General features: G+C 59.3%; 20 protein-coding genes, 3 tRNA genes and 1 pseudogene. 3 read left to right on the top strand and 21 right to left on the bottom strand.

Going from position 1 to position 24,778, the window contains the following annotated elements:
• Window positions 1–45: 45 nt before the first annotated feature.
• Window positions 46–2,502, bottom strand: a complete 2,457-nt coding sequence (locus ACVDHE_RS04380; protein WP_458885727.1) for a cation-translocating P-type ATPase — start codon at window positions 2,500–2,502, stop codon at window positions 46–48.
• Window positions 2,503–2,710: 208 nt separating this feature from the next.
• Between ACVDHE_RS04380 and ACVDHE_RS04385 the strand changes: the two genes are divergently transcribed.
• The gene (locus tag ACVDHE_RS04385; protein ID WP_418724639.1) at window positions 2,711–3,637 is read left to right on the top strand and encodes a DDE-type integrase/transposase/recombinase; all 927 of its coding nucleotides are present in this window, start codon (window positions 2,711–2,713) and stop codon (window positions 3,635–3,637) included.
• 514 nt (window positions 3,638–4,151) lie between these two features.
• Here ACVDHE_RS04385 and ACVDHE_RS04390 read toward each other — a convergent pair.
• Window positions 4,152–4,227: transfer RNA gene (locus ACVDHE_RS04390), tRNA-Gly, on the bottom strand.
• 152 nt (window positions 4,228–4,379) lie between these two features.
• Between ACVDHE_RS04390 and ACVDHE_RS04395 the strand changes: the two genes are divergently transcribed.
• Together ACVDHE_RS04395 and ACVDHE_RS04400 are read left to right on the top strand one after the other, a co-directional pair.
• Window positions 4,380–4,466: transfer RNA gene (locus tag ACVDHE_RS04395), tRNA-Leu, on the top strand.
• A gap of 13 nt (window positions 4,467–4,479) precedes the next feature.
• Window positions 4,480–4,555, top strand: a tRNA-Met gene (locus ACVDHE_RS04400).
• A 184-nt stretch (window positions 4,556–4,739) separates the two neighbouring features.
• On the opposite strand, the gene ACVDHE_RS04405 is transcribed toward ACVDHE_RS04400, so the two are convergent.
• The 19 genes and pseudogenes from ACVDHE_RS04405 to ACVDHE_RS04495 form a co-directional block, all read right to left on the bottom strand.
• Window positions 4,740–5,891, bottom strand: coding sequence for a tyrosine-type recombinase/integrase (locus ACVDHE_RS04405; protein WP_458885728.1), 1,152 nt, complete (start codon window positions 5,889–5,891; stop codon window positions 4,740–4,742).
• A complete protein-coding gene (locus ACVDHE_RS04410) occupies window positions 5,891–6,196 on the bottom strand; it encodes a DUF6809 family protein (protein WP_458885729.1) in 306 nt (101 codons plus the stop codon). The genes ACVDHE_RS04405 and ACVDHE_RS04410 overlap by 1 nt, the downstream gene beginning before the upstream one ends.
• Window positions 6,197–7,032: 836 nt before the next feature.
• Window positions 7,033–7,193: pseudogene (locus ACVDHE_RS04415) on the bottom strand (transposase); the annotation flags it as partial.
• Between the two features lie 296 nt (window positions 7,194–7,489).
• A complete protein-coding gene (locus ACVDHE_RS04420) occupies window positions 7,490–8,524 on the bottom strand; it encodes an endonuclease/exonuclease/phosphatase family protein (RefSeq protein ID WP_458885730.1) in 1,035 nt (344 codons plus the stop codon).
• A 9-nt stretch (window positions 8,525–8,533) separates the two neighbouring features.
• Window positions 8,534–9,424 carry a carbohydrate kinase family protein gene (locus tag ACVDHE_RS04425; protein WP_302649038.1) on the bottom strand — a complete coding sequence of 297 codons (891 nt, stop codon included), beginning with the start codon at window positions 9,422–9,424 and terminating at the stop codon, window positions 8,534–8,536.
• Window positions 9,425–9,456: 32 nt separating this feature from the next.
• On the bottom strand, window positions 9,457–10,485 hold the full coding sequence (locus tag ACVDHE_RS04430; protein WP_458885731.1) for a LacI family DNA-binding transcriptional regulator: 1,029 nt from the start codon (window positions 10,483–10,485) through the stop codon (window positions 9,457–9,459).
• 20 nt (window positions 10,486–10,505) lie between these two features.
• Window positions 10,506–11,375: a ComEC/Rec2 family competence protein gene (locus tag ACVDHE_RS04435; protein WP_458885732.1), complete on the bottom strand. Its 870-nt coding sequence runs from the start codon at window positions 11,373–11,375 to the stop codon at window positions 10,506–10,508.
• Window positions 11,372–12,406, bottom strand: coding sequence for an ABC transporter ATP-binding protein (locus ACVDHE_RS04440; RefSeq protein WP_458885733.1), 1,035 nt, complete (start codon window positions 12,404–12,406; stop codon window positions 11,372–11,374). The genes ACVDHE_RS04435 and ACVDHE_RS04440 overlap by 4 nt, the downstream gene beginning before the upstream one ends.
• Window positions 12,403–14,061 (bottom strand): ABC transporter permease, encoded by a 1,659-nt coding sequence (locus tag ACVDHE_RS04445; protein ID WP_458885734.1) that lies wholly within the window; start codon window positions 14,059–14,061, stop codon window positions 12,403–12,405. The genes ACVDHE_RS04440 and ACVDHE_RS04445 overlap by 4 nt, the downstream gene beginning before the upstream one ends.
• Window positions 14,062–14,253: 192 nt before the next feature.
• Window positions 14,254–15,312 (bottom strand): ABC transporter substrate-binding protein, encoded by a 1,059-nt coding sequence (locus ACVDHE_RS04450; protein ID WP_458885735.1) that lies wholly within the window; start codon window positions 15,310–15,312, stop codon window positions 14,254–14,256.
• A gap of 394 nt (window positions 15,313–15,706) precedes the next feature.
• A complete protein-coding gene (locus tag ACVDHE_RS04455; RefSeq protein ID WP_458885736.1) occupies window positions 15,707–16,036 on the bottom strand; it encodes a hypothetical protein in 330 nt (109 codons plus the stop codon).
• Window positions 16,037–16,042: 6 nt separating this feature from the next.
• The gene (locus tag ACVDHE_RS04460) at window positions 16,043–16,441 is read right to left on the bottom strand and encodes a histidine kinase dimerization/phospho-acceptor domain-containing protein (RefSeq protein ID WP_458885738.1); all 399 of its coding nucleotides are present in this window, start codon (window positions 16,439–16,441) and stop codon (window positions 16,043–16,045) included.
• 651 nt (window positions 16,442–17,092) lie between these two features.
• On the bottom strand, window positions 17,093–18,244 hold the full coding sequence (locus ACVDHE_RS04465) for a tyrosine-type recombinase/integrase (protein ID WP_458885739.1): 1,152 nt from the start codon (window positions 18,242–18,244) through the stop codon (window positions 17,093–17,095).
• Window positions 18,244–18,549 carry a DUF6809 family protein gene (locus tag ACVDHE_RS04470; RefSeq protein WP_458885740.1) on the bottom strand — a complete coding sequence of 102 codons (306 nt, stop codon included), beginning with the start codon at window positions 18,547–18,549 and terminating at the stop codon, window positions 18,244–18,246. The genes ACVDHE_RS04465 and ACVDHE_RS04470 overlap by 1 nt, the downstream gene beginning before the upstream one ends.
• Before the next feature lie 1,275 nt (window positions 18,550–19,824).
• Complete coding sequence (fabZ, locus tag ACVDHE_RS04475) at window positions 19,825–20,256, bottom strand: 3-hydroxyacyl-ACP dehydratase FabZ (protein ID WP_458885741.1); 432 nt, start codon at window positions 20,254–20,256, stop codon at window positions 19,825–19,827.
• 26 nt (window positions 20,257–20,282) lie between these two features.
• A complete protein-coding gene (locus ACVDHE_RS04480; protein WP_458885742.1) occupies window positions 20,283–21,137 on the bottom strand; it encodes a 3-hydroxyacyl-CoA dehydrogenase family protein in 855 nt (284 codons plus the stop codon).
• A 32-nt stretch (window positions 21,138–21,169) separates the two neighbouring features.
• Window positions 21,170–22,375 (bottom strand): thiolase family protein, encoded by a 1,206-nt coding sequence (locus ACVDHE_RS04485; RefSeq protein ID WP_458885743.1) that lies wholly within the window; start codon window positions 22,373–22,375, stop codon window positions 21,170–21,172.
• Window positions 22,376–22,391: 16 nt separating this feature from the next.
• Window positions 22,392–23,591 carry a thiolase family protein gene (locus tag ACVDHE_RS04490; protein WP_458885744.1) on the bottom strand — a complete coding sequence of 400 codons (1,200 nt, stop codon included), beginning with the start codon at window positions 23,589–23,591 and terminating at the stop codon, window positions 22,392–22,394.
• Between the two features lie 25 nt (window positions 23,592–23,616).
• Window positions 23,617–24,765 (bottom strand): acyl-CoA dehydrogenase family protein, encoded by a 1,149-nt coding sequence (locus tag ACVDHE_RS04495; protein ID WP_458885745.1) that lies wholly within the window; start codon window positions 24,763–24,765, stop codon window positions 23,617–23,619.
• Window positions 24,766–24,778: the final 13 nt, after the last annotated feature.

Genomic DNA, 24,778 nt, shown 5'->3' on the forward strand with positions numbered 1-24,778 from the left:
GCAGGCGTTGCCTGCGCGCGTTTTGCATGCGGGGGAAGTAATCTCTCACCGCCGGGAGCGGGATGCCCGGGCGGCCCGTCTGCGGGCCTTGTACTCCGCCCGGCGAGCCAGGACGGCCGCGCACCGGTCGAAGAGCTTCTCCAGGGCCATCTGGATGGGCACCACCAGCAGGGCCAGGGCCACCAGCACCAGCCAGGCGGCAAAGCTCAGGGCCGACATGGCGAACACGCCGCCGTAGAATACGATGGCGATGAACATTCCCACGCCCATGAGCACCAGCAGCGCCATCCGTTTCCAGTCCAGAGGCCGGGCGGCGTAGTAGATCACCATGAGGCCGTTGATGGCCATGAGGACCACGCAGATGGTGGACAGCTCGTCCAGGGTCAGGTCGAAGGTGTAGACGAACAGCTCCGCGAAGAGGATCACGAAGATGGCGGTCAGGCCTCCCGGGAAGGCCCGGCGGAACACGTTGTGGAGGAACTTCCCCTTCACCAGGTCGTGGTTGGGCTCCAGAGCCAGGAAAAAGGAGGGTACGCCGATGGTCAGCGTGGAGATCAGCGTCAGCTGGATGGGCACGAAGGGATAGGGGAAGGCGGCGAACAGCGTGATGATGGCCAGGAAGAAGGACAGGATGTTCTTCACCAGGTACAGCGCCGAGGCCCGCTGGATGTTGTTGATGACCCGGCGGCCCTCCGCCACCACCTTGGGCATGGCGGCAAAGTCGCTGTCCAGCAGCACCAGCTGGGCCACCTGGCAGGCGGCGTCGGCGCCGGAGGCCATGGCCACGCCGCAGTCGGCGTCCTTCAGCGCCAGCACATCGTTGACGCCGTCGCCGGTCATGGCCACGGTGCGGCCCTGGCTCTGGAGGGCCCGGACGATCTTGCGCTTCTGATTGGGCACTACCCGGCCGAACACCGTGTACTGCCGGACAGCCTTGGCGATGTCCTGATCGGTTTTCAGCTCCCGGGCGTCCACCCACTGTTCGGCTCCCTCGATGCCGGCCTGGGCCGCCACGGCGGAGACGGTCACCGGGTTGTCGCCGGAGATCACCTTCACCGCCACGCCCTGGCTGTGGAAGTAGGAAAACACCTTGGGCGCGGAGGTGCGGATGGGGTTCTCCAGCACCAGCAATGCCATAGGCAGGATCAAGCCGTGGAGCTTCCCCGGCTCGGCCCCGTCGCACTGTGCCAGCAGCAGCACCCGGCAGCCCTTCCGGGCGTACTCCTGGGTCTGCTTTTCCAGGGGGCCGAAGTCCCCCCGCAGCACATACTCCGGCGCGCCGATCACATAGGCGCCCCGGTTCGGGAAGTTGACAGCGCTCCACTTGGTGGCGGAGGAGAAGGGCACCGCCTCCCGGTGGGGCCAGGCGGGACCGTAGGAATACCGCTGGGCGATGGCCTTGGCGGTGTCGTTGTCCGGCTCCAGTACCCGATAGAAGGCGCCCAGGGTGTCGGCGATGTCCGCCTCGGAGTAGGCCTCCGGGTCCAGGGGCACCACCTCCCGCAGCACCATCTCCGGGCTGGTGATGGTGCCGGTCTTGTCCACACACAGCACGTCCACCCGGGCCAGGGTCTCGATGGCGCTCATCTCGTGGATCAGCGTCCGGTTCCGGGCCAGGCGCACCACGCTGACCGCCAGCGCCACGGAGGTCAGCAGGAACAGCCCCTCCGGGATCATGCCGATCAGCGCCGCCACCGTGGATACCACAGACTGCCGCAGTCCCAGGTCCTGGGCGGCGTACTGGTTATAGAACAGCGCGGCGCCAATGGGGATCAGCAGCACGCCGATGAACCGGATCACCCGGTCCAGGGACCGGACCATCTCCCCCTTGCCGGGGCCGGCGTCCTTCTTGGCCGCCAGGGTCAGCCGGGAGGCGTAGGAGTCCACGCCCACCTGCTCCATCCGGGCCCGGCACTTGCCGGAGATGACGAAGCTGCCGGAGAGCAGCTGGTCGCCCTTCTTCTTCATGATGGCATCGGCCTCGCCGGTGATGAGGGACTCGTTCACCTGGACCTGGCCGGTGAGGACCGGTCCATCCGCCGGGATCTGGCATCCGGCGGTCAGCTCCACCACGTCCTCCCGCACCAGGGCGGAGGTGGGCAGTTCCTTCACCGTGCCGTCCCGGACTGTGCGCACCTTGGCCGCCGCCAGCAGTGTCAGCCGCTCGATGGTCCGCTTGCTGCGCAGCTGCTGGACGATGCCGATGCCGGCGTTGGCGGCCACGATCACCAGGAAGGTCATGTCCTTCCAGTCGCCTACCAATGCCAGGCACACCGCCAGCACCGCGAAGATCAGGTTGAAATAGGTGAGGATGTTCTCCCGGATGATCTGCTTGTCAGACTTGGTGGGAGACTCCACGGGGCGGTTGTCCCATCCGGCCTCCGCCAGGGCCCTGGCCTGGGCGGAGGTAAGCCCCTTCTCGGCCGAGGGCTGCAGGAGGGGCATCTCCTGTCTGTCCGGGACGGTCTGCGCCTCCGGCGCCGCTTTTCGCCGCAGCTTCACGGGATCTCCCTCCTTTCGACAAAATATTGGACATCATTATACCAATTCTTCCCGGAATTGTACAGAGACAGACCGTAAACTTTGTGAAAATTCATGTAGGACTACAATACATATTGGACAAGTGAATAAAAAAGGATGAAGGATAAGGCCTCATCGGTTAAAGTTGGAGTTGCAGACAACAACTGAACGAGAGGGGGCCATATCCTTCATGAGCAAGAGTATAACACAGGACATGGCATACAGGCAATCCCTGATGAAGTACGCGGAGAAATATGGAGTAGCTAAAGCCAGCCGGAAGTACAACAAAAGCCGGTCGTACATCTACTTCTGGAAGAACCGCTGGGATGGTACACCGGGATCCCTGGCCTGCCAGTCCCGGCGGCCCCACCACCATCCCAACCAGCACACACAGGCGGAGCTGAAGCTGATCCGGGACCTGCGCCGCAGGAATCCCAACCTTGGCATGGTGGAGCTGTGGCACCGGTTGCGGCAGCGGGGCTATACCCGCCGCCCGGAGAGCCTGTTCCGTGTCATGCGCAAGCTGGGGTTGTTTCCTGCGGCCGAGAAGAAGAAAGCATACAAGCCAAAGCCCTACCAGCAGATGACCTATCCCGGCCAGCGTGTCCAGGTGGATGTGAAGGTGGTGCCCCGCCGCTGCGTCGCCGACCCGGAGCTGCGCCTGTTCCAGTACACCGCTATTGACGAGTTTACCCGTCTGCGCTTCCTGGCCGCCTATCCCGAGCAGTCCACCTTTTCCTCCGCTGATTTTCTAAGAAAGCTGGTCCGCTGGTATGCCCGCCGGGGCATCCGGGTGGAATGCGTCCAGACCGACAATGGCCCAGAGTTTACCAACCGCTTCCTCACAGGTAGACAAGACAGCCCTTCCCTATTTGAGAAAACTGCCGCCGAGCTTGGCATCCGCCACAAGCTCATCCGTCCCTATACCCCACGCCACAACGGCAAGGTGGAGCGCAGCCACCGTGAGGACCAGAAACGCTTCTATTCCTGCCACAGCTTTTATTCCCTGGATGACTTCGCAAAGCAGCTCGCCGTTCACAACCGCCGCTCCAACAACTTCCCCATGAGGCCCCTCAACTGGTGTTCCCCCTTAGAGTTCGCCGTCCAATATGTTTGACAAACCTACACAGACCGTAAACTTTGTGAAAATTCACGCGTTCTTCCGCGGTTTTCCCGGCAGGCCCGCTGTCCCAATGGCTCAAGGCTACACAGCTCATGCAGCCGGAAGGCATTGAGCTTTTAAATTTCAGCAGCAAAAAAGCCTCATCCTTTCGGATGAGGCTTTTGGAGCGGGCAACGAGGCTCGAACTCGCTTCCCGGCATCCCGCCGACGGCCTCTGGCCATTTGCTGGAACCCTGCCTCACCTCTGATTTCACAGCGTGCTTCGCACGCGGGTGGAGGCAGCGAGTTCGCCGCAGCTTGCTGTAAAAAAACCCCATCCTTTCGGATGAGGCTTTTGGAGCGGGCAACGAGGCTCGAACTCGCTTCCCGGCATCCCGCCGACGGCCTCCGGCCATCTGCTGGAACCCTGCCTCACCTCTGATTTCACAGCGTGCTTCGCACGCGGGTGGAGGCAGCGAGTTCGCCGCAGCTTGCTGTAAAAAAGCCCCATCCTTTCGGATGAGGCTTTTGGAGCGGGCAACGAGGCTCGAACTCGCTACCTCCACCTTGGCAAGGTGGCGCTCTACCAGATGAGCTATGCCCGCGAGAACAAGACGTATTGTAACAAAGGATCGCCGCCTTGTCAAGCCTTCCAAATCATTTTTTTGCATTGTTTTTGAAAAAAATTCAAAAAGTTTTTTCTGTAATCTCTTGACAGAGCCCTGCAACTATGGTATTCTAATCGTTGCCGACAGCTGCCGGTGTGGTGGAATTGGTAGACACAGGGGACTTAAAATCCCCCGGTAGCGATACTGTACCGGTTCGAGTCCGGTCACCGGCACCACAAAACGAAATATCGCGGGATAGAGCAGTTGGTAGCTCGTCGGGCTCATAACCCGGAGGTCGGAGGTTCAAGTCCTCCTCCCGCAACCATAAAACCACCGCTTTCCAGCCGGAAAGCGGTGGTTTTCTTTTGCTTCTCGGAACTTTTCCGGGCAGTCCCCATTTTGTGGACACGGGGATGACCCAGATTTTGACCCATACGGGGCACGGGCGCGGTTTTCCCGCGCCCGTGTCTCTCTTCTTTTTCCGGTTTTCTGTCTCTCTTTTCTGGTTTTCAGATCGCCCCGGCCAGGACCTGACCCATGGTGTCCGCCGCCTGCCGCTGGGCCTGGGTGGTCACGTGGGCATAGGTATCCAGGGTAAACCCGGCGGAGTAATGCCCCAGCATCCCCGAGACCGTCTTGATGTCCACCCCGTTCTGGAGCGCCAGGGTCGCAAAGGTGTGCCGGAGGTCGTGGAACCGCACCTGGGGCAGTCCTGCCCGCTTCAGCACCCCGTGGAGCTTGTGGAGGACGCTGTCTGGGGAAATGGGGCCGCCGTTTGGCGAGGGGAATACCCAGGGACTGCTCCCCGCTTTTTTCCTCTGTTGTTTCAGAATGGCGGTCACGTCCTCCGCCAGCGGCAGGGTGCGGTAGGCGTTCTTGGTTTTTAAGGGCGCTTCCACGATCTCGCCTTCGATCCGCGCCACCTGCCGCTTCACTTGCAGTTCCCCCTTCTCCAGGTCGATGTCCGTCCACTTGAGGCCAAGCAGTTCGCCGCGGCGGAGGCCTGTGGCCAGGTCCAGATAGTACAGTTCGAAGACGCCGCTCTCCCGAGCCTCCCGCAGGAAAGAGGTCAGCTGCTCCACCGGCAGGGTCTTCATCCCCTTCTTTTCTACCTTCGGCAGAGCGCAGCCGGCGGTGGGGTCCTTCACGATCAATTTCTGCTCTACCGCCAATTTCATGGCCGACTCGAGGATCTGGTGGATGTTCCGCACGGTTTTGGGGCTGAGGCCCTTGGGCTGGTTTTTGGACTCTAATCTTGTTACTCGGCCCCTGCTCAGCAGCTTTTTGTAGAGCTTCTGCAACTCCAGAGAGGACAACTTATTCAGCGGAACGCTGCCGATATTCGGCTTGATGTGGTTCTCGATGTAGCCCCGGTAAGTCTGATGGGAGGAGGGCCGTACTTTAATTTTGGCGTAGTTTTCGTACCAAACGTCCATCCACTGTCCCACCGTGTACTTCCCTGTCTTGGCCGCATCCAGGCCCTGGGCTTCCCCGATGGCGGTTTTCAGCTTCTCCCGCACCTCCGCCTGGGTCCTGCCCAGGACGTTCCGGTAGATGGCCTTTCCGGTTTCCGGGTCATGCCCAGCGGTATAGCGCCCTTCCCAGCGGCCGTCCTTCCGTTTGCGAATATTGCCTTCACCATTGGCTCTCCGTTTTGCCACTACTCTCCCCTCCTTCGCCGGAGGGCTTCGCAAGCCCGCTGCTCCTCGTCATCGTCGAAGGAGTACGAGGGTACCAGCTCCGCTGCGATGTCCAGGGCCAGTTTAAAGCCAGAGAGGAAACTCTCCAGGGAGATCTCCTCTTGCAGTTCATTCTCCAGGTCCGCCAGCTTTAACAGCTGCTCCTGCCCTCGCCGGTCCAGCGCTTGATGGAGCTCCTGCTCAACCTCCCTGATCTGCTTCCTGACCTCCCGGCACTCCGGCTCCTTACAGAACCTCTGGTGCAGGGCCATCATGTAGTCCTTCATGGTGCGTCACCTCCCCTACTCAGCGACACACAATACCCTAACTTGCGGGGAATAGCCAGGGGTAAACATGCGAGTTATCAGAAATTTAAGAACTCTCCGGATGGCGATTTCACTCTGCCCTTATCTTTGATTAGCGATGCAATTCTCTTCCTCCAGAGGGGGTTCTCTTCTATAACGGCAGAGGAAAGCGGCAACTTCCTGGGTTGACCCCTACTTTTTTCTTGTGGGCGTAAGCGTTGGGGGATAACGACCGCAAAATTTCTTTTTCTCTCTGTTTTTGACCCCATTTCCGGCAATCCCGGAACCCCTTGAAACTGCCCGCACTGCGGGCAGTTGTGACCCTTGAAAACGGGGGTGATGACGCCACTCCTTTATCCAGCTTTTTCTTTCGTCCTCCGCAGAGCCTCAAAACCGCCTCTCCGCTCTCAGGGGTCCGGCAGGGCTGGGACCATCCTTGCTCTCAAGGCGGGCACACAGGCCGCACATGGCCCGCTGCCTTCTCAACGTCCCCGGTGCTGTCCTCTCCGCCAAAGCCTCACACAACCCCTCACAGGCGGCAACGTTTGGCCCTCTTGCTCACGGCCCTGGCGCTCGATTCCAGGCGCTTTATGCCCTTCTCCGAGAGCCTGCTATTATTCTTTACTGCGGCGCAATTTTTGCTGGTCCCGCCCCTTGAAATCCTGACCCAGAATGTGACCCAGAATACCGAAAATTCCTGTGGAGCGGATAGGAACGACCTTCGGGTTTTTGGGGATTTCAGGCCTAAAAAGGCCCGGAAAGCACTGGGGCGCAGCGGTTTGACAACCAGACCGCAGCATATGTATATGATCTTTTCATGCCTCTGCTTCGATTATCTCTACTCCTTATATTCGCACAAGCTCTTCAACATCTGTCTGGTGTCGTGCTTCATCTTCCCATATATGACCTGTCTCCCACATTTGGGTGCAAACGTAATATGATATTTACACTCCCTTTTTGCGCACCGAACTCGATACATCAAGTTTCATCCGGACTCCGTTCCTCCTTTGGTTGTTGTGGCGGTTTGCAGATCTCCACCATTTTACCAAAGGAGGCTCTCTTTTTTGTGCATAGCCAAATCTTTTTGGAACCACCGGCACAGCCGGTGGTTTTCATTTACAAAAAGGCGGCCACCGCTTTTCAGCGGCAGCCGTCCGACCGTGTCTTGGTGCCCAGTCATCTATCCCAAATGCACCTCATCTAATTCCCACTGCCTCGGGTGACGTCCCAGAAACGTCACGGCCTTCCGGCACAGTCCAATCCGCGGAATATATTTCAGAGAGGTACGCATAGAGCCCAGACGGCATCGTGGTCCGCCAATTCCGCCCGGCCGAAGCGGCACAGCGGAGAATCTTCCGCCATCCAGTCCCAGTCCTTTACTTCCGTGGATACGGTGCCCCGGTCCAGGCAGGTCATCCCCCGCAGGAAGATCCAATCCAGATGCATCCGCAGCACACCGGCCGGCAGAGGCTTTCTGCGGGTCATGGTGTCTAAGTCGTTGCAGTCCCGGTAGGAAAATCCCGCAGCCTCCGCTATTTGCAGAAGCGGTTCGCTGGCGGCCACGTCCCGGGGCGGCATCCCCAGCTGCTGCTCTCTCAGATAGAAGCCCGCGGCCTCCAGATCGGCCCCGTCGTAGGTATTGGTGTTGAAATCGCCGCCCATGAACACCGGCATCCCCGGCAAGAGGCGGTCCACCTCATCCAGCAGCGCCCGCATCTGCAATGCCCGGGCAGCCGCATGGGTCTTGTTCTCGAGATGCGCGCACACAGCGCCCACCTCCCGGCCCGCCACATCCAGTACCGCTAGAATGGCCACTCGTTCACCGATACGCTTTTGCGCATCAAAATACCAGTTGTAGCCCTGAGGCAGATGCAGCACGGAGGCCCGCTTGATGGGCCAGCGGCTGAAAAGGGTGTTGCCCCCGTATCCCTTGGGGTCCTCCGGATCGGTCAAACCGATAAATTCCAGGGCGAAGGCATAATTCATGCCGATGGCTTCCGCGATCTCGGCGGAGGTATTTCGGCAGCCGCTGCGGCAGCAGCCGTCGTCCAGCTCATTGCCGAAGAGGATGTCCGCATCCCGCGCCTGAGGGCATTCCCGGAGAAAGGCCGCCGTCTCGGCAGGAAAACGGCCCAGTTCCATGTTGAGCACCATGCCCCGCAGCGTCTTCCCCCCGCCGGCGGGAGCAGAAAAAGAGTTGTCGATCTCCGGCACGTCGAAGGCGGGGATGCGGGCCATGACCCGGCGCTGTCCCTCCTGAGGGATCTCGTCGCTGAGCCGGAGGCGCAGCTTGTAAGGGATTGCTTCCATGGCGCGCCCTCAGCGGTAATACTTATCCGCAAACGCCGCGACATCCGCCCGGTCGCCCTTGAAGGGTCCCGGCGTCTGCATCTTCAGCGACACCAGCTGGGAGGCGTAAGCCAGCGCCTGGGGGATGTCCGCCCGCTCCCGCTCGGTGATGTAAGCGGAGAAGGTCGTGTCGCCTCGGCCGGTGCGGCCATCCAGTCCCAGAGGTTTCAGGGGACAGGTGTAGTACTCCCTGCCGTCATAGACCAGGACCTCGGTATTGTGGGTGATAAGCGCCTCCTTGACGCCCCACTCCACCATCAGCCGGGCGGCCTCCCGCCGGTCCGATGTGCCGGTGAGGATCTCCGCCTCGGCGGCATCGGTCTTCAGATACGTGATGTAGGGGAAATACTCCATTTTCCGGTCCCAGTCGTGGTAGACCATCTCCTTGGTAACAGGGTCCGGCACCCGGAGATAGCCCTGCATATCCAGCGCCACCTTGCCCCGCTGCGCCAAGACCTTGATAATGTCGTCCTCATAGTCGCCCTTCATCAGTCCCGCCAGCTGATAGACCTTCGAAGAGACACCTTCCGGCAGCTCCGCCACGGTGATGGTGCTGCCCTGTGCCAGTGCAGTGGTAATCCGGCGCTCATGCTTGTCATCCAGGAACTGATTGCGGATGGATGTGGTCCCGGCATCGGATCCCACCCAATAAATGTCCTCCGTGCGGACGGGCAGGATATACGGGATCATTTTCTCCCTGGGCGCAGATTTGATCAGAATGCCCACATGGTTGCCGCCGGCCAGGGCGGCATAGGAGGAATAGACCACGGCGCCGCCGATGGAGAATTCTCCCTCCCCGGCGGAGTTCAGAATCTCGTCGATGCACAGATGTCCAATGATAAAGGTATCATACTGTTTCATGAAACTGCCTCCTCTCAGAATTGCCGGGGCACTCAGCGCCCCGGAGGTCCGCAGGTATCCCGCCGGACCAAAACGGGCTGGATGTTCTTGCAGCTGACTGAAGCAGGCCCGTCCGCGCGGATCAACTCCTCCAGCGTCCGCACGGCGGCGTCACAGATCTCCTCCTTGGGCTGGGAAATGGTGGTCAGCTGGATCTTCGGCAGGGAGGCGAACGAGACGTCGTCAAACCCGATCAGGGAGACCTGCCCCGGAATATCCACGCCGGTCTCCACCGCCGCCTGCATGACTCCTAACGCAAAATGATCGCTGATGCACAGGATACCGGTGGCAATGGGCCGCTTTTCCTCGATACAGCGGGCGAAATACGCCAGCCCGGTGCGGTATCCATCCTCGATTTTGCTGCCGGAGAGAATGGTAAAAATATCATAGCGGACATTCGCTGCCGTGGCCGCCGCATCCAGAAATCCCTGGTGCCGGCGGCGGTGGGTCACGGAGGAATCCCGCCCGCCCAGGAACATCAGCTCCCGGTGGCCCAGGGAGATGAGGTACCGGGTGGCCATCCGGGTGCCCTCGTAGTTGTTGACGGTGATCTGGGAAACCATGCCCTCCGGAATATTGTCTCCCAGAAACACAATGGGAACTTTCCCCAGATAATCCCGCAGGTGCAGGTACGTCTGGTCCCCTACACCGGAGAGGATGATCCCAGACACCCGATTCTCCATCAGAGCCCGGATGTTTCTGTCCTCGATCTCATAGTCGTAGAAGGAACTGGAAATAAAGACATTGCGCCCCTCCTGCCGGGCCATCCATTCCAGATGCCGGGTCAGTTCACAGAAAAAGGCGTTGGAAATATCCGGCACGATAATCCCGATCGCCCCCGAGTCGCTGCGCTTGAGCTGCCGGGCAGCCGCATTGGGCGTATAGCCGGTGGTCCGGCAGAGTTCCATGATCCTAGCGTAGGTCTCCGGCCGGATATTCTGGGCCCCGTTCAGCGCCCGGGACACGGTGGTATGGGACACCCCTGCCATTTTGGCAATGTCTTTGATGGTCAGCTTTTCCATTGCGTTCCCTCTCCGCAGATTCACAGGGAAATGCTCACATCTCCCCGGAAGGTGTAATAGCCTTGGGAGCCACCTGCGGCGCACAGCGCGTCGACTCGTGCTCCCATTTCTTCAGTATAATGGATTTCGTCGACGCTGACCACTAAAATTTCGGGTTTCACGATTTTTTGTACATATTCCGAGAAATATCGGGCGCAGATCCCGTGGTGGGACAGCTTTTGCAGCCGCGGCCGGACCTGCCGCCCACATAGGGCCGCCCGCATGGTTTCATCAGTGCTATCCCCGGCCAGCAGCGCCAGATCGGTGCCGCCTTTCCGCAGCAGCCAGATGCTGCTGTCCTCATTGCAGGTCTGTTTGTGGGCCTCCAGATTCCACGCCATGGCCTCCTCCGTCAGGTCCGGATCGCACAGTGCCTGCGCATAGGCCACGGAGCGCTGGGTGCTGCCCCGGAGGGGATAGAGGCATTCCAGGCCGTAGTCGCCGAAAGCGAAGGTCCTGCCAGCGCAGTCCGCGGAACGGATGAGTTCTGTCCCGCTGCGTTCCAGATACTGAAAGAAGTCGTGGTATTCCCGGTAAAACTCCTGGTCTCCGAACACCGGATACACCCGGTCGGCAAACCGCAGGTCCCCGCAGGGCGCCACCGCCCGCCGCACCTGCACCCGGTCCACCAGATGCACAAAGCCGCCGAAGTGATCCTGATGCAGATGGGTCAGGATCAGCAGATCAATAACGGTGAGGTTCCTCCGCGTGAGGAATTCCAGCAGAGGGCGGCGGTCCTCACGGTATTTTCCTCCGCCGTCCACCACCACCGTCCGCCGTCCCTGGGGAGTATCCAGCAGTAGCACCGTGCAGTCCGCGCGCCCCGCATCCAGAATATGCAGTTCGCTCATAGCGTCAGCGTCACCTCATCTCCCACCCGGTAGTTCTCGTCTCCCCGGTAGCGGACTTCCAGGATCTCGTTATCCGACTGATTGCGCAGCATCATGCGGACCTCCACGCCCTGGTATTCAATTTCGTAGATGGACGCCCGGACGCCGTCCCCGCCGTTCCGCTTTACCTGCAGATGCTCCGGCTTGACCGGATAGTGGCCACTCTCGCGGAATACGGGCGCCACCCGGCTTCCCTCCCAGCGGGCCGCGGACCCGGCAGGGGTAAAGGTGTCGCCAGACCAAGTGCCGGCGATCAGATTAGAGCGGCCCACGAACTTTGCCACGAAGGGCGTGGCCGGACGGCTGTAAATCTCCTGGGGCGTGCCCACCTGCTCGATCTGACCGTGGTTCATCACCACGATCCGGTCCGCCAGAGCAAGAGCCTCGGACTGATCGTGGGTCACGTAGACCACGGTCACCTTGGTCTTTTGGTGCAGTTCCTTGATCTCCCGGCGCATCTCCACCCGCAGCTCTGTGTCCAAGTTGGACAGGGGTTCGTCCATCAGCAGCAGATCCGGGTCCACCGCCAGGGCACGGGCCAGAGCCACCCGCTGCCGCTGGCCGCCGGAGAGCTGAGCGGGCAGCCGTTTTTCCATGCCGGTGAGGCCCACCATTTCGATCAGTTCCCGGACGCGGCTGTCGCAGTTGGACCGGATCTCGGGAGAGACGAATTTGCTGTTTTTAATGGGAAACTCCACATTTTTCCGAACGCTCATATGGGGCCACAGGGCGTAGGACTGGAACACCATGCTGATGAACCGCTCGTTGGGCGGAAGCACATAGTCCCGGTTGGCCACCACCTGCTCACCGATCCGGATCTCGCCGGAGGTGGGGTGGTTGAACCCGGCCAGCAGCCGCAGCAGCGTGGTCTTGCCGCAGCCGGAGGGGCCCAGAATGGCAATGAACTCTCCGTCCTGGATCTTGAGGCTGATGTCGTTGAGGGCCTTGAAGCCGTTGAAATCCATGACGATATTGCGAATTTCCGTACTCATTGTTCGTTCCTCCCCATTTTATGCCGCAGGATGGCAGACACGCCCCTGTACAGCAGCACCAGCGCCAGGATCGTGACGCACACGACCGTGGACAGTGCGCAGGCGTAAGTGGTGTATCCCGCAGAGGTATAGTTGTAAATGACGACGCCCAGCGTCTCGGATCCGGCCGACCACAGCAGCGAAGAAGTTGTCAGCTCCGTCAGCGCGTTGAGAAACACCAGGCCCATGCCGGAGATCGTGGCAGGGAAGATCAGCGGGATGATTACGGAGACCCACTTTTTGAATCCGCTGGCACCGCAGATCTCCGCCGCTTCCTCCATGGATACGTCCGTCTGCAGCACGCCGGTGGTGCTGTTGCGGATCTGCAGGGAGGTAAACCGGACCACATAGGACACCAGCAACATGAACACTGTGGCGTAGATCGTCCGGTTGATGATGGGCAGGGGGCTGGCCCAGGTCAGAATCAGCGCCAGGCCCAGGATGATGCCCGGGATCGAATAGGGGACAGAGATAATGCTCTCCACCACCCGGATCAGCACAGAGGGCCGGCGGACCATCAGATACGCCACGATGGTGCCCAGCACCACGCAGATCAGCGCCGTGGTGATGCCCAGGAAAATGCTGTTCTTGATGGCGTTGAAGCTCTTGGCATTGCTGAACACGAAGGCAAAGTTCTCCAGCGTCATATTATCCATGCCGTAGCCGCCACCAATGCCCTTCATGAACGCCGTCACGATCAGCGTCAGCATGGGCACGAAGTTGATGATGAAAATAGCCAGCCACATGAGGATCTCCACCAGCAGCTTTTTGCGGCGCAGGAAAAACCGGGGCGACATATCCTCCAGATCCGTCTGCATGGTCTGAAACATTTTGGCCACTCTCCACAGGATCAGTGAGGAGAGGACGCCGATCACACCCAAGATCACAGATTCGGCAGCAGCCTCACCAAAGCTGTTTCCGGAGAAGGAAATGATGGCCTGATAGATATCCGTAGACAGCACGGTGATCCTGGCGGGGATGCCCAGAAAAGCCACGGTGCCGAAATTGTCCAGGCAGGAAATGAACACCAGCAGCAGGCCGTTGGCCACACCGGACAGCGACATGGGCAGCGTGACCTTGAAAAAGGTCTTGACCTTGTTGCAGCCGGAGACGGCGGCGGCCAGTTCCATATCCGTCGAGATCTTGCGGAAGGTGCTGAGGGTCAGCGTATAGATCAGCGGATATTTCGTCACGGAAAACACGAAAATGATACCCCAGTAGGAATAGATGTTGGGCATGGTCGCTCCCGGTACGACGCTCTGGACCAGGGAGGCCACAAAGCCGCTCTTGGCGAAAAACTGCATCCAGGCCAGGGTGATGATGTAGCCCGGGATAATCAGCGGCAGCAAAAGCGCGTAGTGAATGAATTTCTTTCCGCGGATATCTGCATAGGCCACGAAATAGGCCATTACAACGCCGATGACCGTGGCGAAGAAGGAGGACAGGATGTTGATATAGATGGTGTCCCAGATAACCTTGAGGGTCTTGGTGTCCGTCAGCAGTTCCCGGAAGATCCCCAGGCTGAGCCGTCCCTCCTCCACGAAGGCCACTTCCGCCAGCTTCCACAGAGGCAGGAAAAACAGGCCGAAGACCGCAAGCAGGCCAAAAACAACCAAAATATACACTGCCAGCGATCTGGGCGAAACCCCTCTTTTCCCAAGAGGCACAGGGTGATTTGCCATATTCGTTCCCCACTTTCATATTGCGGACTGATTGCGGCATCGTGTCCGGCGATGCCGAAAAATGGCGAGACCGCCCCCTGAAAAATATGTGGAGAGGCGGTCTCTGCGCAAAAAGGAGAGAATCTTTTAGAAGCCAAACATTTCGGAGAACTGTTCCTTCTCCTGCTCGCGGGCCTCAAAGAGCACCTTGGCATCGGTGACCAGGTTCACACGATCCTCCACAGCCAGGCTGCCATCGGGATTCTCCATTCCCTTGCGGATGGGTGCCTTTCCGATGAGTTCGCGGCCCAGGGTCTGCACATCCTCGGACAGCATGAAGTCCAGGAATGCCTGCGCGGTGGTCAGATTGTCCGTGGCAGTGGTGATCCCGATAGGGTCGGCCGTGGCGGGCACGCCTTCCTTGGGGTACACGAAGGCCAGGGGGGACCCGCTGGCCGCCGCGGCCAGGGCGTTGGAATCGCAGACGATGCCGTAGGCGTTTTCGCCGGCGGCCACGGAGTTGATGACGCCGCCGTTGCCGTTGACCACCATGACCTCGTTGTCATACAGTCCCTGATAGTAGTCCCAGCCCAGGCCCTCGGCGCGGGTCAGCTCCATCAGCGCGTTGGCGGCGGTGCCGGAGTAAAGGGGGTTGGGCATGACGGTATTGGCCTTGGCATCCTCGCTCAGCAGGTCCAGCCAGCTGGTGGGGGCCTCCGTCACCAGATTGGTATTGTAGACGATACCCATGGCGGCCGGGAATGTGCCGTAATAGTAGTGCTCAGGATCCACGAACTCCGTGTAGATGTTGTCCAGTTCCGGGGAGTCATAGGGCTGCAGAAGGTCGTTGGCCTTCAGGCTCTCGAAGGTGGGCGCATCGGAGACCATGATCAGATCCACCTGCAGACTGTTGGTCATCTTCTCCGCCATGATCTTGCTGACAACCTCTTCCGTGCCGGACCGGTAATACTGCGCGTTGGCTTCGGGATACTTTTCATTGAACATGGCGCACACTTCGGAGATAAACGCATCCTCAGCGGAGGTGTAGATCATGATATCTCCGGAGATCTCCGCGCCGGACTCCGCAGTCTCCTCTCCGCTCGTCGTGGTATCATCGGCATCGGCGGCAGTGTCATCACCGCCGCAGCCAGACAGCATACCGGCCGTCAACAGCAGGGCAAACAAGATCGAAAACAATTTTTTCATTTGAAAACGCTCCTTTACAAAAAATCTGCTGAATGAGACGCGGGTCCAGTGTAAGCTTTGCATGTAAAATCTGTTATCCAGGTTCCGTTAAACCTTTGGGGACTCCCTTTCCCTACGTAGTTCTTCTCCTCTCCGTCCGCCCCCCGTTCTTTGCGTTATTTCTTTCAATTTTATTTAATATGAACGTGAACATCTTTGTTTATTGCTTTTGTTCACGTTCATATATTACAATATTTTTCTTGCTTTGTAAATACGACATATTTTTACAAATATATTTTAAATTTATTGTATATTGTTCACAATTTCATAGGATATTTGAATTCCAATCAGATTTGCGCAAAATATGAACGTGCATTTTATCGTGGTTGTTCCCTCTTTGCATCCGCCCCGGCGGCTACGGTGGGGCAGACCTCTTTATCTTTGCCAAGGCGGCCCTGAGCGGCGAAACGAGAATTGCCACTGTCACTGCGGCCACCTGCTGGTTTCCAAGGCTTTCCACTCCAGGCCCGGCCAGACAAGCGGCGCTCCTGAGCCATCCTGCGCCGCAAAACCGCCGTCTTGCCCCCTGATGCCGCAGCCAGACCGTGATGGTGTCGGTCGGCGGCATATACTTCAGGGCGTTGTCCAGCAGGATCTCCACCACCTGCCGCAGATGGGTGGGCATGTCCCAGACCGCCAGCCCCTCCTCGATGTCGCAGCGAAGCTCCAGCCCCGCTCGAAGCATAGCAGCTCAAAGGGCAGTACCGCCTCGGACACCAGACGGCTCCAGTCCAGTTCCTCCATGGCGGCGGACAGGCCGCTGTCCACTCGGGCAGCTCCAGAAGGTTTTCCACCAGCCCCCGCATCTGGTGGCCATAGCAAGGATCTGGCCGGCGAAGCGGTCCCGCTCCGCCGGGCTGCGGTCGGGGTCCTGCAGCAGCTCCGCGTTGGTGAGGATCACCTTCAGCGGCGTTTTCAGTTCATGAGACGCGTCCGCCGCGAACTGCCGCTGCTGGTCCCAGGCCCGAGCCACCGGTCGCACCGCCCACCAGGCCAGCAGCAGGCTGATGCCCCAGAAGGCCAGTAAGCTGGCGGTGCCGATCAAGAGGCAGCTGCGCAGTAGGTTCTGCATGGTGCAGATACTCTCCATCTTCAGATTCCCGTTTTTTCATCCTCCGCAGAGCCTCAAAACCGGCTCTCTTCCGCTCTCAGGGGTCCGGCAGGGCTGGGACCATCCCCGCTCTCAAGACGGGCACACAGGCCGCACACGGCCCGTGACCTCCTCAGCGCCCCCGGTGCTGCCCTCTCCGCCAAAGCCTCACACAGTCCCTCACAGGCGGCAACGTTTGGCTCTCTCAGGACCCTGACACTCGATCCCGAGCGCTTTACGCCCTTCTCCGAGAGCCTGCTATTATTCTTTACTGCGGCGCAATTTTTGCTGGTCCCGCCCCTTGAAATCCTGACCCAGAATGTGACCCAGAATATCGAAAGCCGCCGTGGAGCGGATAGAAACGACCTTCGGGTTTTGGGGATTTCAGGCCCAAAAAGGCCCGGAAAGCACTGGGGCGCAGCGGTTTGAGTGTCTGGACGCAGCTCATAACCCGGAGGTCGGAGGTTCAAGTCCTCCTCCCGCAACCATAAAACCACCGCTTTCCAGCCGGAAAGCGGTGGTTTTCTTTTGCTTTCTGTAACTTTTTTCGCCGGTCCCCATTTTGTGAACACGGGGGTGACCCAGATTCTGACCCATACGGGGGCACAGGCGCGGTTTTTCCGCGCCCGTGCCCCTCTTTGTTTCTTGTGTTCAGATGGCCCCGGCCAGCACCTGCCCCATGGTGTCCGCCGCCTGCCGCTGGGCCTGGGTGGTCACGCGGGCGTAGGTGTCCAGGGTGAACCCGGCGGAGTAGTGGCCCAGCATCCCGGAGACCGTCTTGATGTCCACCCCGTTCTGGATCGCCAGGGTAGCGAAGGTGTGCCGGAGATCGTGGAACCGGACCTGGGGTAACCCTGCCCGCTTCAGCACTCCGTGGAGCTTGTGGAGGACGCTGTCCGGGGAGATCGGCCCGCCGTTGGGCGAGGGGAACACCCAGGGGCTGCTTCCTACTTTTTTCCTCTGCTGTTTCAAGATGGCCACCACATCTTCCGCCAGCGGCAGCGTCCGGTAGGCGTTCTTGGTTTTTAAGGGCGCCTCCACGATCTTGCCCTCGATCCGGGCCACCTGCCGCTTCACTTGCAGTTCCCCCTTCTCCAGGTCGATGTCCGTCCACTTGAGGCCAAGCAGTTCGCCGCGGCGGAGGCCTGTGGCCAGGTCCAGATAGTACAGCTCGAAGACGCCGCTCTCCTTAGCCTCTCTCAGGAAGGAGGTCAACTGCTCCACCGGCAGGGTCTTCATCTCCTTCTTCTCCACCTTCGGCAGTGCGCAGCCGGCAGTCGGGTCTTTGGCGATGAGCTTCTGTTCCATAGCCAGCCGCATGGCAGATTCGAGGATCTGGTGGATGTTCCGCACGGTCTTGGGGCTGAGGCCCTTGGGCTGGTTCTTGGACTCCAGCCTTGTCACTCTCCCTCTGCTCAGCAGCTTTTTGTAGAGCTTCTGCAACTCCAGAGAGGACAGTTTGTTCAGCGGAACGCTGCCAATATTGGGCTTGATGTGATTCTCGATGTAGCCCCGGTAGGTCTGGTGGGAGGACGGCCGGACCTTGATTTTTGCGTAGTTCTCATACCAGACGTCCATCCACTGTCCCACGGTGTACTTCCCGGTCTTGGCCGCGTCCAGCCCTTGTGCCTCCCCGATGGCGGTTTTCAGCTTCTCCCGGACCTCCGCCTGGGTCTTGCCCAGGACGTTCCGGTAGATGGCTTTGCCGGTCTCCGGATCGTGCCCGGCGGTGTACCGCCCTTCCCAGCGGCCGTCCTTCCGTTTGCGAATATTGCCTTCCCCATTGGCTCTCCGCTTTGCCACTACTCTCCCCTCCTTTGCCGGAGTGCTTCGCAGGCCCGCTGCTCCTCGTCATCGTCGAAGGAGTACGAGGGTACCAGCTCCGCTGCGATGTCCAGGGCCAGTTTAAAGCCAGAGAGGAAACTCTCCAGGGAGATCTCCTCTTGCAGTTCATTCTCCAGGTCCGCCAGCTTTAACAGCTGCTCCTGCCCTCGCCGGTCCAGCGCTTGATGGAGCTCCTGCTCAACCTCCCTGATCTGCTTCCTGACCTCCCGGCACTCCGGCTCCTTACAGAACCTCTGGTGCAGGGCCATCATGTAGTCCTTCATGGTGCGTCACCTCCCCTACTCAGCGACACACAATACCCTAACTTGCGGGGAATAGCCAGGGGTAAACATGCGAGTTATCAGAAATTTAAGAACTCTCCGGATGGCGATTTCACTCTGCCCTTATCTTTGATTAGCGATGCAATTCTCTTCCTCCAGAGGGGGTTCTCTTCTATAACGGCAGAGGAAAGCGGCAACTTCCTGGGTTGACCCCTACTTTTTTCTTGTGGGCGTAAGCGTTGGGGGATAACGACCGCAAAATTTCTTTTTCTCTCTGTTTTTGACCCCATTTCCGGCAATCCCGGAACCCCTTGAAACTGCCCGCACTGCGGGCAGTTGTGACCCTTGAAAACGGGGGTGATGACGCCACTCCTTTATCCAGCTTTTTCTTTCGTCCTCCGCAGAGCCTCAAAACCGCCTCTCCGCTCTCAGGGGTCCGGCAGGGCTGGGACCATCCTTGCTCTCAAGGCGGGCACACAGGCCGCACATGGCCCGCTGCCTTCTCAACGTCCCCGGTGCTGTCCTCTCCGCCAAAGCCTCACACAACCCCTCACAGGCGGCAACGTGTGGCTGCTGCGCTCGAGGCCCTGACGCTCGATCCCAGGCGCTTTACGCCCTTCTCCGAGGGTCTACTATTATTCTTTACTGTGGCGCAATTTTTGCTGGTCCCGCCCCTCGAGATCCCGACCCAGAATGTGACCCAGAATGTCGAAAGCCGCCGTGGAACGGATAGGAACGACCTTCGGGTTTTGGGGGATTTCAGGCCTAAAAAGGCCCGGAAATCACTGGGGCGCAGCGGTTTGAGTGTCTGGACGCAGCTCATAGCCCGGAGGTCGGAGGTTCAAGTCCTCCTCCCGCAACCATAAAACCACCGCTTTCCAGCCGGAAAGCGGTGGTTTTCTTTTGTTTTCTGCAACTTTTCCGGGCAGTCCCCATTTTGCGGGCACAGGGGTGACCCAGATTTTGACCCATACGAGGCACGGGCGCGGTTTTCCCGTGCCCGTGCCTCTCTTCTTTTCTCTGGTGTTCAGATGGCTCCCGCCAGCACCTGCCCCTTGGTATCCGCCGCCTGCCTCAGCGCTCTGCAGAACCTGATGAAGCCACTGTCCGGTGCGATGGGTCTGGTCAGTTCTTCGATGCTGCAGCTCCGCGCTTATGCCAAGCTCACAGCGGCGGGACAGGTAACTCGACGGCTCCCTCAAGCCGCCTTTGGTCCGCTTCCTTGAGCTGGCTTACAAGGTCGCAGAACGATCCTGCGTCACCTCTTGCGGTAGGTTCTCACCGCATGGCCAGCGTCACTTCGGATCTGGCGGTCAGCTTACCCCCGCAAAACACCTCGGCGGCACAGGTCGCGATCGCCTTCTCTTTGCGCTCCTTTACGATGGATACCCGCATTTCGATTGTATCCCCCGGAATAATCTTTTGCAGGAACGTCACGCGGTCGATCCCCAAAAACAGCGGGGTCTTTCCCCGATACCGATCCAGCGACAGCAGCAGGATATCCGCCGTCTGTGCGGTGGCCTCAACGGTATAGACTCCAGGTAACACAGGATCTCCCGGAAAATGCCCCTTAAAGATCTCCCGCGTCGGATCTACATAAAAGGTGGAGACACAGCGCTCCCCTGGCACCAGCTCCAGGACCCGATCCACCAGCAGCATGGGCGGACGATGCGGAATAATCTCCATAATCTGCTTTTGATCCAGTTCCATAACGTTCTTTCCGTCAGCTTCCCTGATCATTTCTTATCGTACTCGTAGAAGCCCTTTCCGGTCTTGCGCCCGAGTTCGCCGGAATCCACAAATCTCTGCAATACCGGACTGGGGCGGAACCGGTCGCCATAGGCATCAAACAAGATCTTGTCAACGCTGAGGTTGAGATCATGGCCCAGCTGGTCCAACAGCCTGCAGATGCCCACAGGGTGTCCAAGCCCGTAAACACAGCACTTGTCCACATCCTCGGGAGAGCACACGCCCTCCTCCACCAGCCGCATCGCCTCGCCGTAAAAAATGTGGAACATCCGATTCAGCGCAAAGCCCACCACGTCCTTCACCCGGATCGGTTCCTTTCCGATGGACGCCAGCAGATCGTATACGATATCGGCAGTTTCCTTCGTAGTCTGATTTCCAGACACGACCTCCACCAACTTCATGACGCTTGCGGGGGAATTGAAATGCGTTCCCACAAAAGGCCGCCCCTTCTGAACAGCGGAGGCCAGCTTGGTAATGGATATGGCGGAGGTGTTGCTGGCAAAAATGGTCTCCGGCTTGCAAATCTGATCCAGCTCCCGGAACACGCCCTGCTTCACATCCACATTCTCAAGAACCGCCTCAATGATCAAGTCGCAGTCCGCCAAATCGTGGTTGTCCGCCGTCACCGTGACCCGCTCCAAAATAGCGTTCTTTTCCTCTTCCGTCAGTTTCCCCTTGGCGACGCGCTTTGCCAGAATGGTCTCCTGCTTGTTCCTGCCGTTTTGCGCGAATTCCATCTTGATATCTGCCAGGACCGTTTCATACCCGGCCATCTCGAAGCACAGCGCGATCTCCGCGCCCATCATACCGGCGCCAATGACACCAATCTTCTTGATTTCCATATCCATGACCCCTTTCTTTTCTGACGCCGTTTTCAGCGTTTAAGATTTTCGATGATCGCCGTTGCCCCCAGGCCGCCGCCGCAACAGGCAGAGACCACGCCGTATCTTCCGCCCGTCTTTTCCAACTGCCGCATGGCAAAAATTGCGATCCGCGCGCCCGACGCACCGTTGGGATGTCCCACAGCCAGCGCGCCGCCGTTGGGATTCCACTTTTTCTGATCGATGCTCCTGCCGCTTTCTTTTTCCATCTGGCGGATGACGCCCAGGTTCTGTGCTGCGAACGCCTCGTTGCACTCGATCACGTCAATGTCGTCAAGGCCGAGTCCCGCCTGCTTCATCGCTTTAAGATTGGAGTAGCAGGGTGCAAGGCCCATCAGATCCTCATAATATCCCACATGGGCACAGGTGACCCAGCGCGCGATAGGCTCATACCCCAGCTCCGCTGCCTTTTCCGCAGTCATCACCAGCAGGAAAGCCGCTCCGTCGTTCAGCCCGGAAGCGTTTCCCGCCGTGGTAACGCCGTCGGGATAGATCGGCCGCAGTTTTGACAATCCCTCCAAGGTGGTATCCGGGCGCGGAAACTCGTCCCGGTCGATGATCCGCTCCGGCGTCTTTCGGGTGGCGGGCAGGGTGATGGGGAGTATCTCCGGACCGATGGTGCCGTTTTTGTATCCCGCCTGCAGACGCTCCTGACTGCGCAGGGCAAATTCATCACATTCCGTCCGGCTGATCCCGCAGAGCTTCGCGATCTTATCGCTGACACAGATCATGGGGATGTCTCGCTCCTGAATGGGCGTCAGGCCTTTGTCATAGCAGATCGGCGCCAGCTCCTTGTAAGGGGGCGTGGTCGTCGACATAAATGCCGGATGCTGGGAATGACATTCCGTTCCGCCGCAGATCACGATCTCCGCCACATTTGCCTTTATTTTCCAGGCCGCCTGGTTGAGAGCCATGATGGAGGAGCCGCACTGCATCTCAACAAAGGTCGCGGACGTCTCATAAGGCAGACCCGCATACAAGGTCGCATACCTAGCGACCGCCTGCGTTTTAGAACAGCCATGAGCGCAGCCAACAATCGCGCTGTCTACGAACGCTCGGTCCTGCACCTTTGTTTTCTGCACCAAGCCCCGCATGACCTCACCGGCGATCTCGCTGGCCGCCAATTCCCGCAAGCTACCTCCCAGCTTTCCGAAGGCGGACCGTGCATAGTCAACAATGACCACTTCTCGTTCTTTCATCACGTCACCTCCTTGCTCACCGTCTCAGATTTTCGATAATAGTGGTGGTCCCATGTCCGCCGCCGCAGCAGGCGGAAAACAATCCGTATCTGGCACCTGTCCGTTCCAGATGCTTCATGGCGAACCACGCGATCCGTGCCCCAGAGGCGCCGTTGGGATGACCGATGGCGATGGCTCCACCGTTCGGGTTCCAAATGGTCCTGTTGGCCTTCCTGCCGGTCTGATGCTCCAGTTCTGCGATCACAGACAGATTTTGGGCCGCAAACGCCTCGTTACACTCAAACACGCCCAGATCATCCATGGTCAGCCCAGCCTGCTTGAGGGCCTTGAGGCTGGAAAATACCGGCCCGATTCCCATGTAGCGGGGCTCAACGCCCACATCTGCGCCGCAAACCCACCTGGCATAAGGCTGGTAACCCAGCTCAGCAGCTCTCTCCGCCGACATCATCAGGACAAAGGCCGCCCCATCGTTTTTCCCGGATGCGTTTCCTGCGGTGGTGACGCCGTCCGGCAGCACGGGACTGAGCCTGCGCAGGCCGTCCATCGTAACATCAGCCCTGGGATGCTCGTCCTTGTCGAAGATCTGCTCCGGATTCTTTCTGTCCGCCGGTTTTTTATAGGGAATGATCTCAGGACCGATCACGCCGTCCCGGTAAGCCGCCTGCAAGGATTCCTGGGAGCGCAGTGCAAATTCGTCGCACATCTCACGGGTGATTCCCCACCGATTGGCCATTAGGTCCGAGACCTGCAGCATGGAGATGTCCTGCTCCGAAGTGGGTGCCAGATGCATCTTCAGCGGCCGGGGCCCGATCTGGCGGTAGGGAGGGATCGTAGTATCGAAATAAACAGCTGTGGTGGAATGAGATTCCATGCCGCCGGCCACCAGCACATCTGCAAAACCCAGACCGATCTGCGCTGCCGCGTGGTTAATAGACGTGATGGCGGAACCGCACTGCATTTCGATATAATGGCACTCTGTCTCCACTGGGAGCCCCGCTCCCAGTGCCGCGTACCGCGCCGGATTAAACGCCTTCGTATCGCCCTGGGCACTGCCGCACACAACGCCGTCGATCCGGGCCCGCTCCGCGATGCCCGTCCTTTCCATCAGGCCCGCAATGACCAAGGAAGCAAGATCCGTGCTGCAAAGGTCCTTCAGGCCTCCGCCCTGTTTTCCAAACACAGACCGGGCCCCATCCACAAATACGACTTCTCGCATATCCTTTCCTCTCTATCCCCTCGCCTCAGGCATGCTCCACGCAGCTTTTCAGCTGGCTTCCCGCCACAAGACCGCGAAGAATGTCATTCGTCCCATCGTAAATCGTGCAGACACGGACGTCACGATAGAACCGCTCCATGCCCACCTCTTTCAGATAGCCGTATCCGCCGAAGAAATCCAGGCTCCGGTCCACCACAAGCTTCGCAGCGTCCGTGGCGGCGATCTTGGCCATGGCGGAGATTGCTGTCTGCCCGGACCGGCCCTCATCCAGATAGCGGCCCGCCCGCTCGACCATCAGCCATCCGCTCTCCCAGGCAAGCGTCATTTCCGCAAACTTCCCCTGAAGGACGGCGTTTTTGTTGAGGGGCTTCCCGAAACAGACCCGGTCTTTCCCGTACACGGCGGCCCGCTCCATGGCCGTACGCGTCGCACCCAGCGCGGCGGCGCCCACTCCAGGTCGCGTGCAATTGAGCACCTTCATCAGGATCTTCCAGCCCTTGCCCTCCTGTCCGACCAGGCGCTCCTGGGGTACCCGCACATCGCTGAACGCGATGCGGTTGATGGGAACGCCTGTGACACCGCAGGTCTGCGTGTGCGGAAAAACCGTAAGGCCCGGCGTATCCCGGTCCACCAAAAACAGCGTGATCCCGTCATACCCCTCCACGTCGGAGAGCCTGGCGGCCACCAGGAAGTAATCGGCGAAGCCGGCGTTCATGATCATGCACTTTTCTCCCCGGATCCGATAGCCGTCCTGCTCCCGGAATGCGGTGGTCTGCATTCCTGCAGCATCGGACCCTCCTCCCGCTTCTGTCAGGCAGAAGCAGGCGTGCTTGTCCAGTTCCAGCATCTCCTGCAGCTGCCGACCCAGGCGCTGGGTCTCACCGGCAAACTGCAGCGCATAGATGATGAGGGACTGCGTCGTCATGATATGTACGCTGGTATTGTCCAGGGCACCCACCTCGCGCAGTGCGGTCAGCCATCTGGAAACGCTCTGAACGCCGACAGCGGAGTTGCCTGGAGACAGATTCTCAAAGACCCTGGCTTCTTTGAGAAAGGAGAACACATCCTCCGGAAGAGGCTGCCCATCCTCGTAATCCTTCAAGCCGATTTCGTGGATCTGATATTTCTTTCCCAGTTCCCTGATTGAACTTGCGTAGGAATCCTGTTCATACATGAGAATCTCCTCC

The organism is Dysosmobacter sp. Phy (genome assembly GCF_054476235.1).

What these genes read in the sequence shown, in the direction of transcription:
- ACVDHE_RS04480 (WP_458885742.1), bottom strand. Translation starts at nt 21,137, where the DNA reads ATGGAAATCAAGAAGATTGGTGTCATTGGCGCCGGTATGATGGGCGCG.
- ACVDHE_RS04385 (WP_418724639.1), top strand. Translation starts at nt 2,711, where the DNA reads ATGAGCAAGAGTATAACACAGGACATGGCATACAGGCAATCCCTGATG.
- ACVDHE_RS04485 (WP_458885743.1), bottom strand. Translation starts at nt 22,375, where the DNA reads ATGAAAGAACGAGAAGTGGTCATTGTTGACTATGCACGGTCCGCCTTC.
- ACVDHE_RS04420 (WP_458885730.1), bottom strand. Translation starts at nt 8,524, where the DNA reads ATGGAAGCAATCCCTTACAAGCTGCGCCTCCGGCTCAGCGACGAGATC.
- ACVDHE_RS04450 (WP_458885735.1), bottom strand. Translation starts at nt 15,312, where the DNA reads ATGAAAAAATTGTTTTCGATCTTGTTTGCCCTGCTGTTGACGGCCGGT.
- ACVDHE_RS04425 (WP_302649038.1), bottom strand. Translation starts at nt 9,424, where the DNA reads ATGAAACAGTATGATACCTTTATCATTGGACATCTGTGCATCGACGAG.
- fabZ (WP_458885741.1), bottom strand. Translation starts at nt 20,256, where the DNA reads ATGGAACTGGATCAAAAGCAGATTATGGAGATTATTCCGCATCGTCCG.
- ACVDHE_RS04440 (WP_458885733.1), bottom strand. Translation starts at nt 12,406, where the DNA reads ATGAGTACGGAAATTCGCAATATCGTCATGGATTTCAACGGCTTCAAG.
- ACVDHE_RS04495 (WP_458885745.1), bottom strand. Translation starts at nt 24,765, where the DNA reads ATGTATGAACAGGATTCCTACGCAAGTTCAATCAGGGAACTGGGAAAG.
- ACVDHE_RS04410 (WP_458885729.1), bottom strand. Translation starts at nt 6,196, where the DNA reads ATGAAGGACTACATGATGGCCCTGCACCAGAGGTTCTGTAAGGAGCCG.
- ACVDHE_RS04430 (WP_458885731.1), bottom strand. Translation starts at nt 10,485, where the DNA reads ATGGAAAAGCTGACCATCAAAGACATTGCCAAAATGGCAGGGGTGTCC.
- ACVDHE_RS04490 (WP_458885744.1), bottom strand. Translation starts at nt 23,591, where the DNA reads ATGCGAGAAGTCGTATTTGTGGATGGGGCCCGGTCTGTGTTTGGAAAA.
- ACVDHE_RS04460 (WP_458885738.1), bottom strand. Translation starts at nt 16,441, where the DNA reads ATGGAGAGTATCTGCACCATGCAGAACCTACTGCGCAGCTGCCTCTTG.
- ACVDHE_RS04435 (WP_458885732.1), bottom strand. Translation starts at nt 11,375, where the DNA reads ATGAGCGAACTGCATATTCTGGATGCGGGGCGCGCGGACTGCACGGTG.
- ACVDHE_RS04470 (WP_458885740.1), bottom strand. Translation starts at nt 18,549, where the DNA reads ATGAAGGACTACATGATGGCCCTGCACCAGAGGTTCTGTAAGGAGCCG.
- ACVDHE_RS04455 (WP_458885736.1), bottom strand. Translation starts at nt 16,036, where the DNA reads ATGCTTCGAGCGGGGCTGGAGCTTCGCTGCGACATCGAGGAGGGGCTG.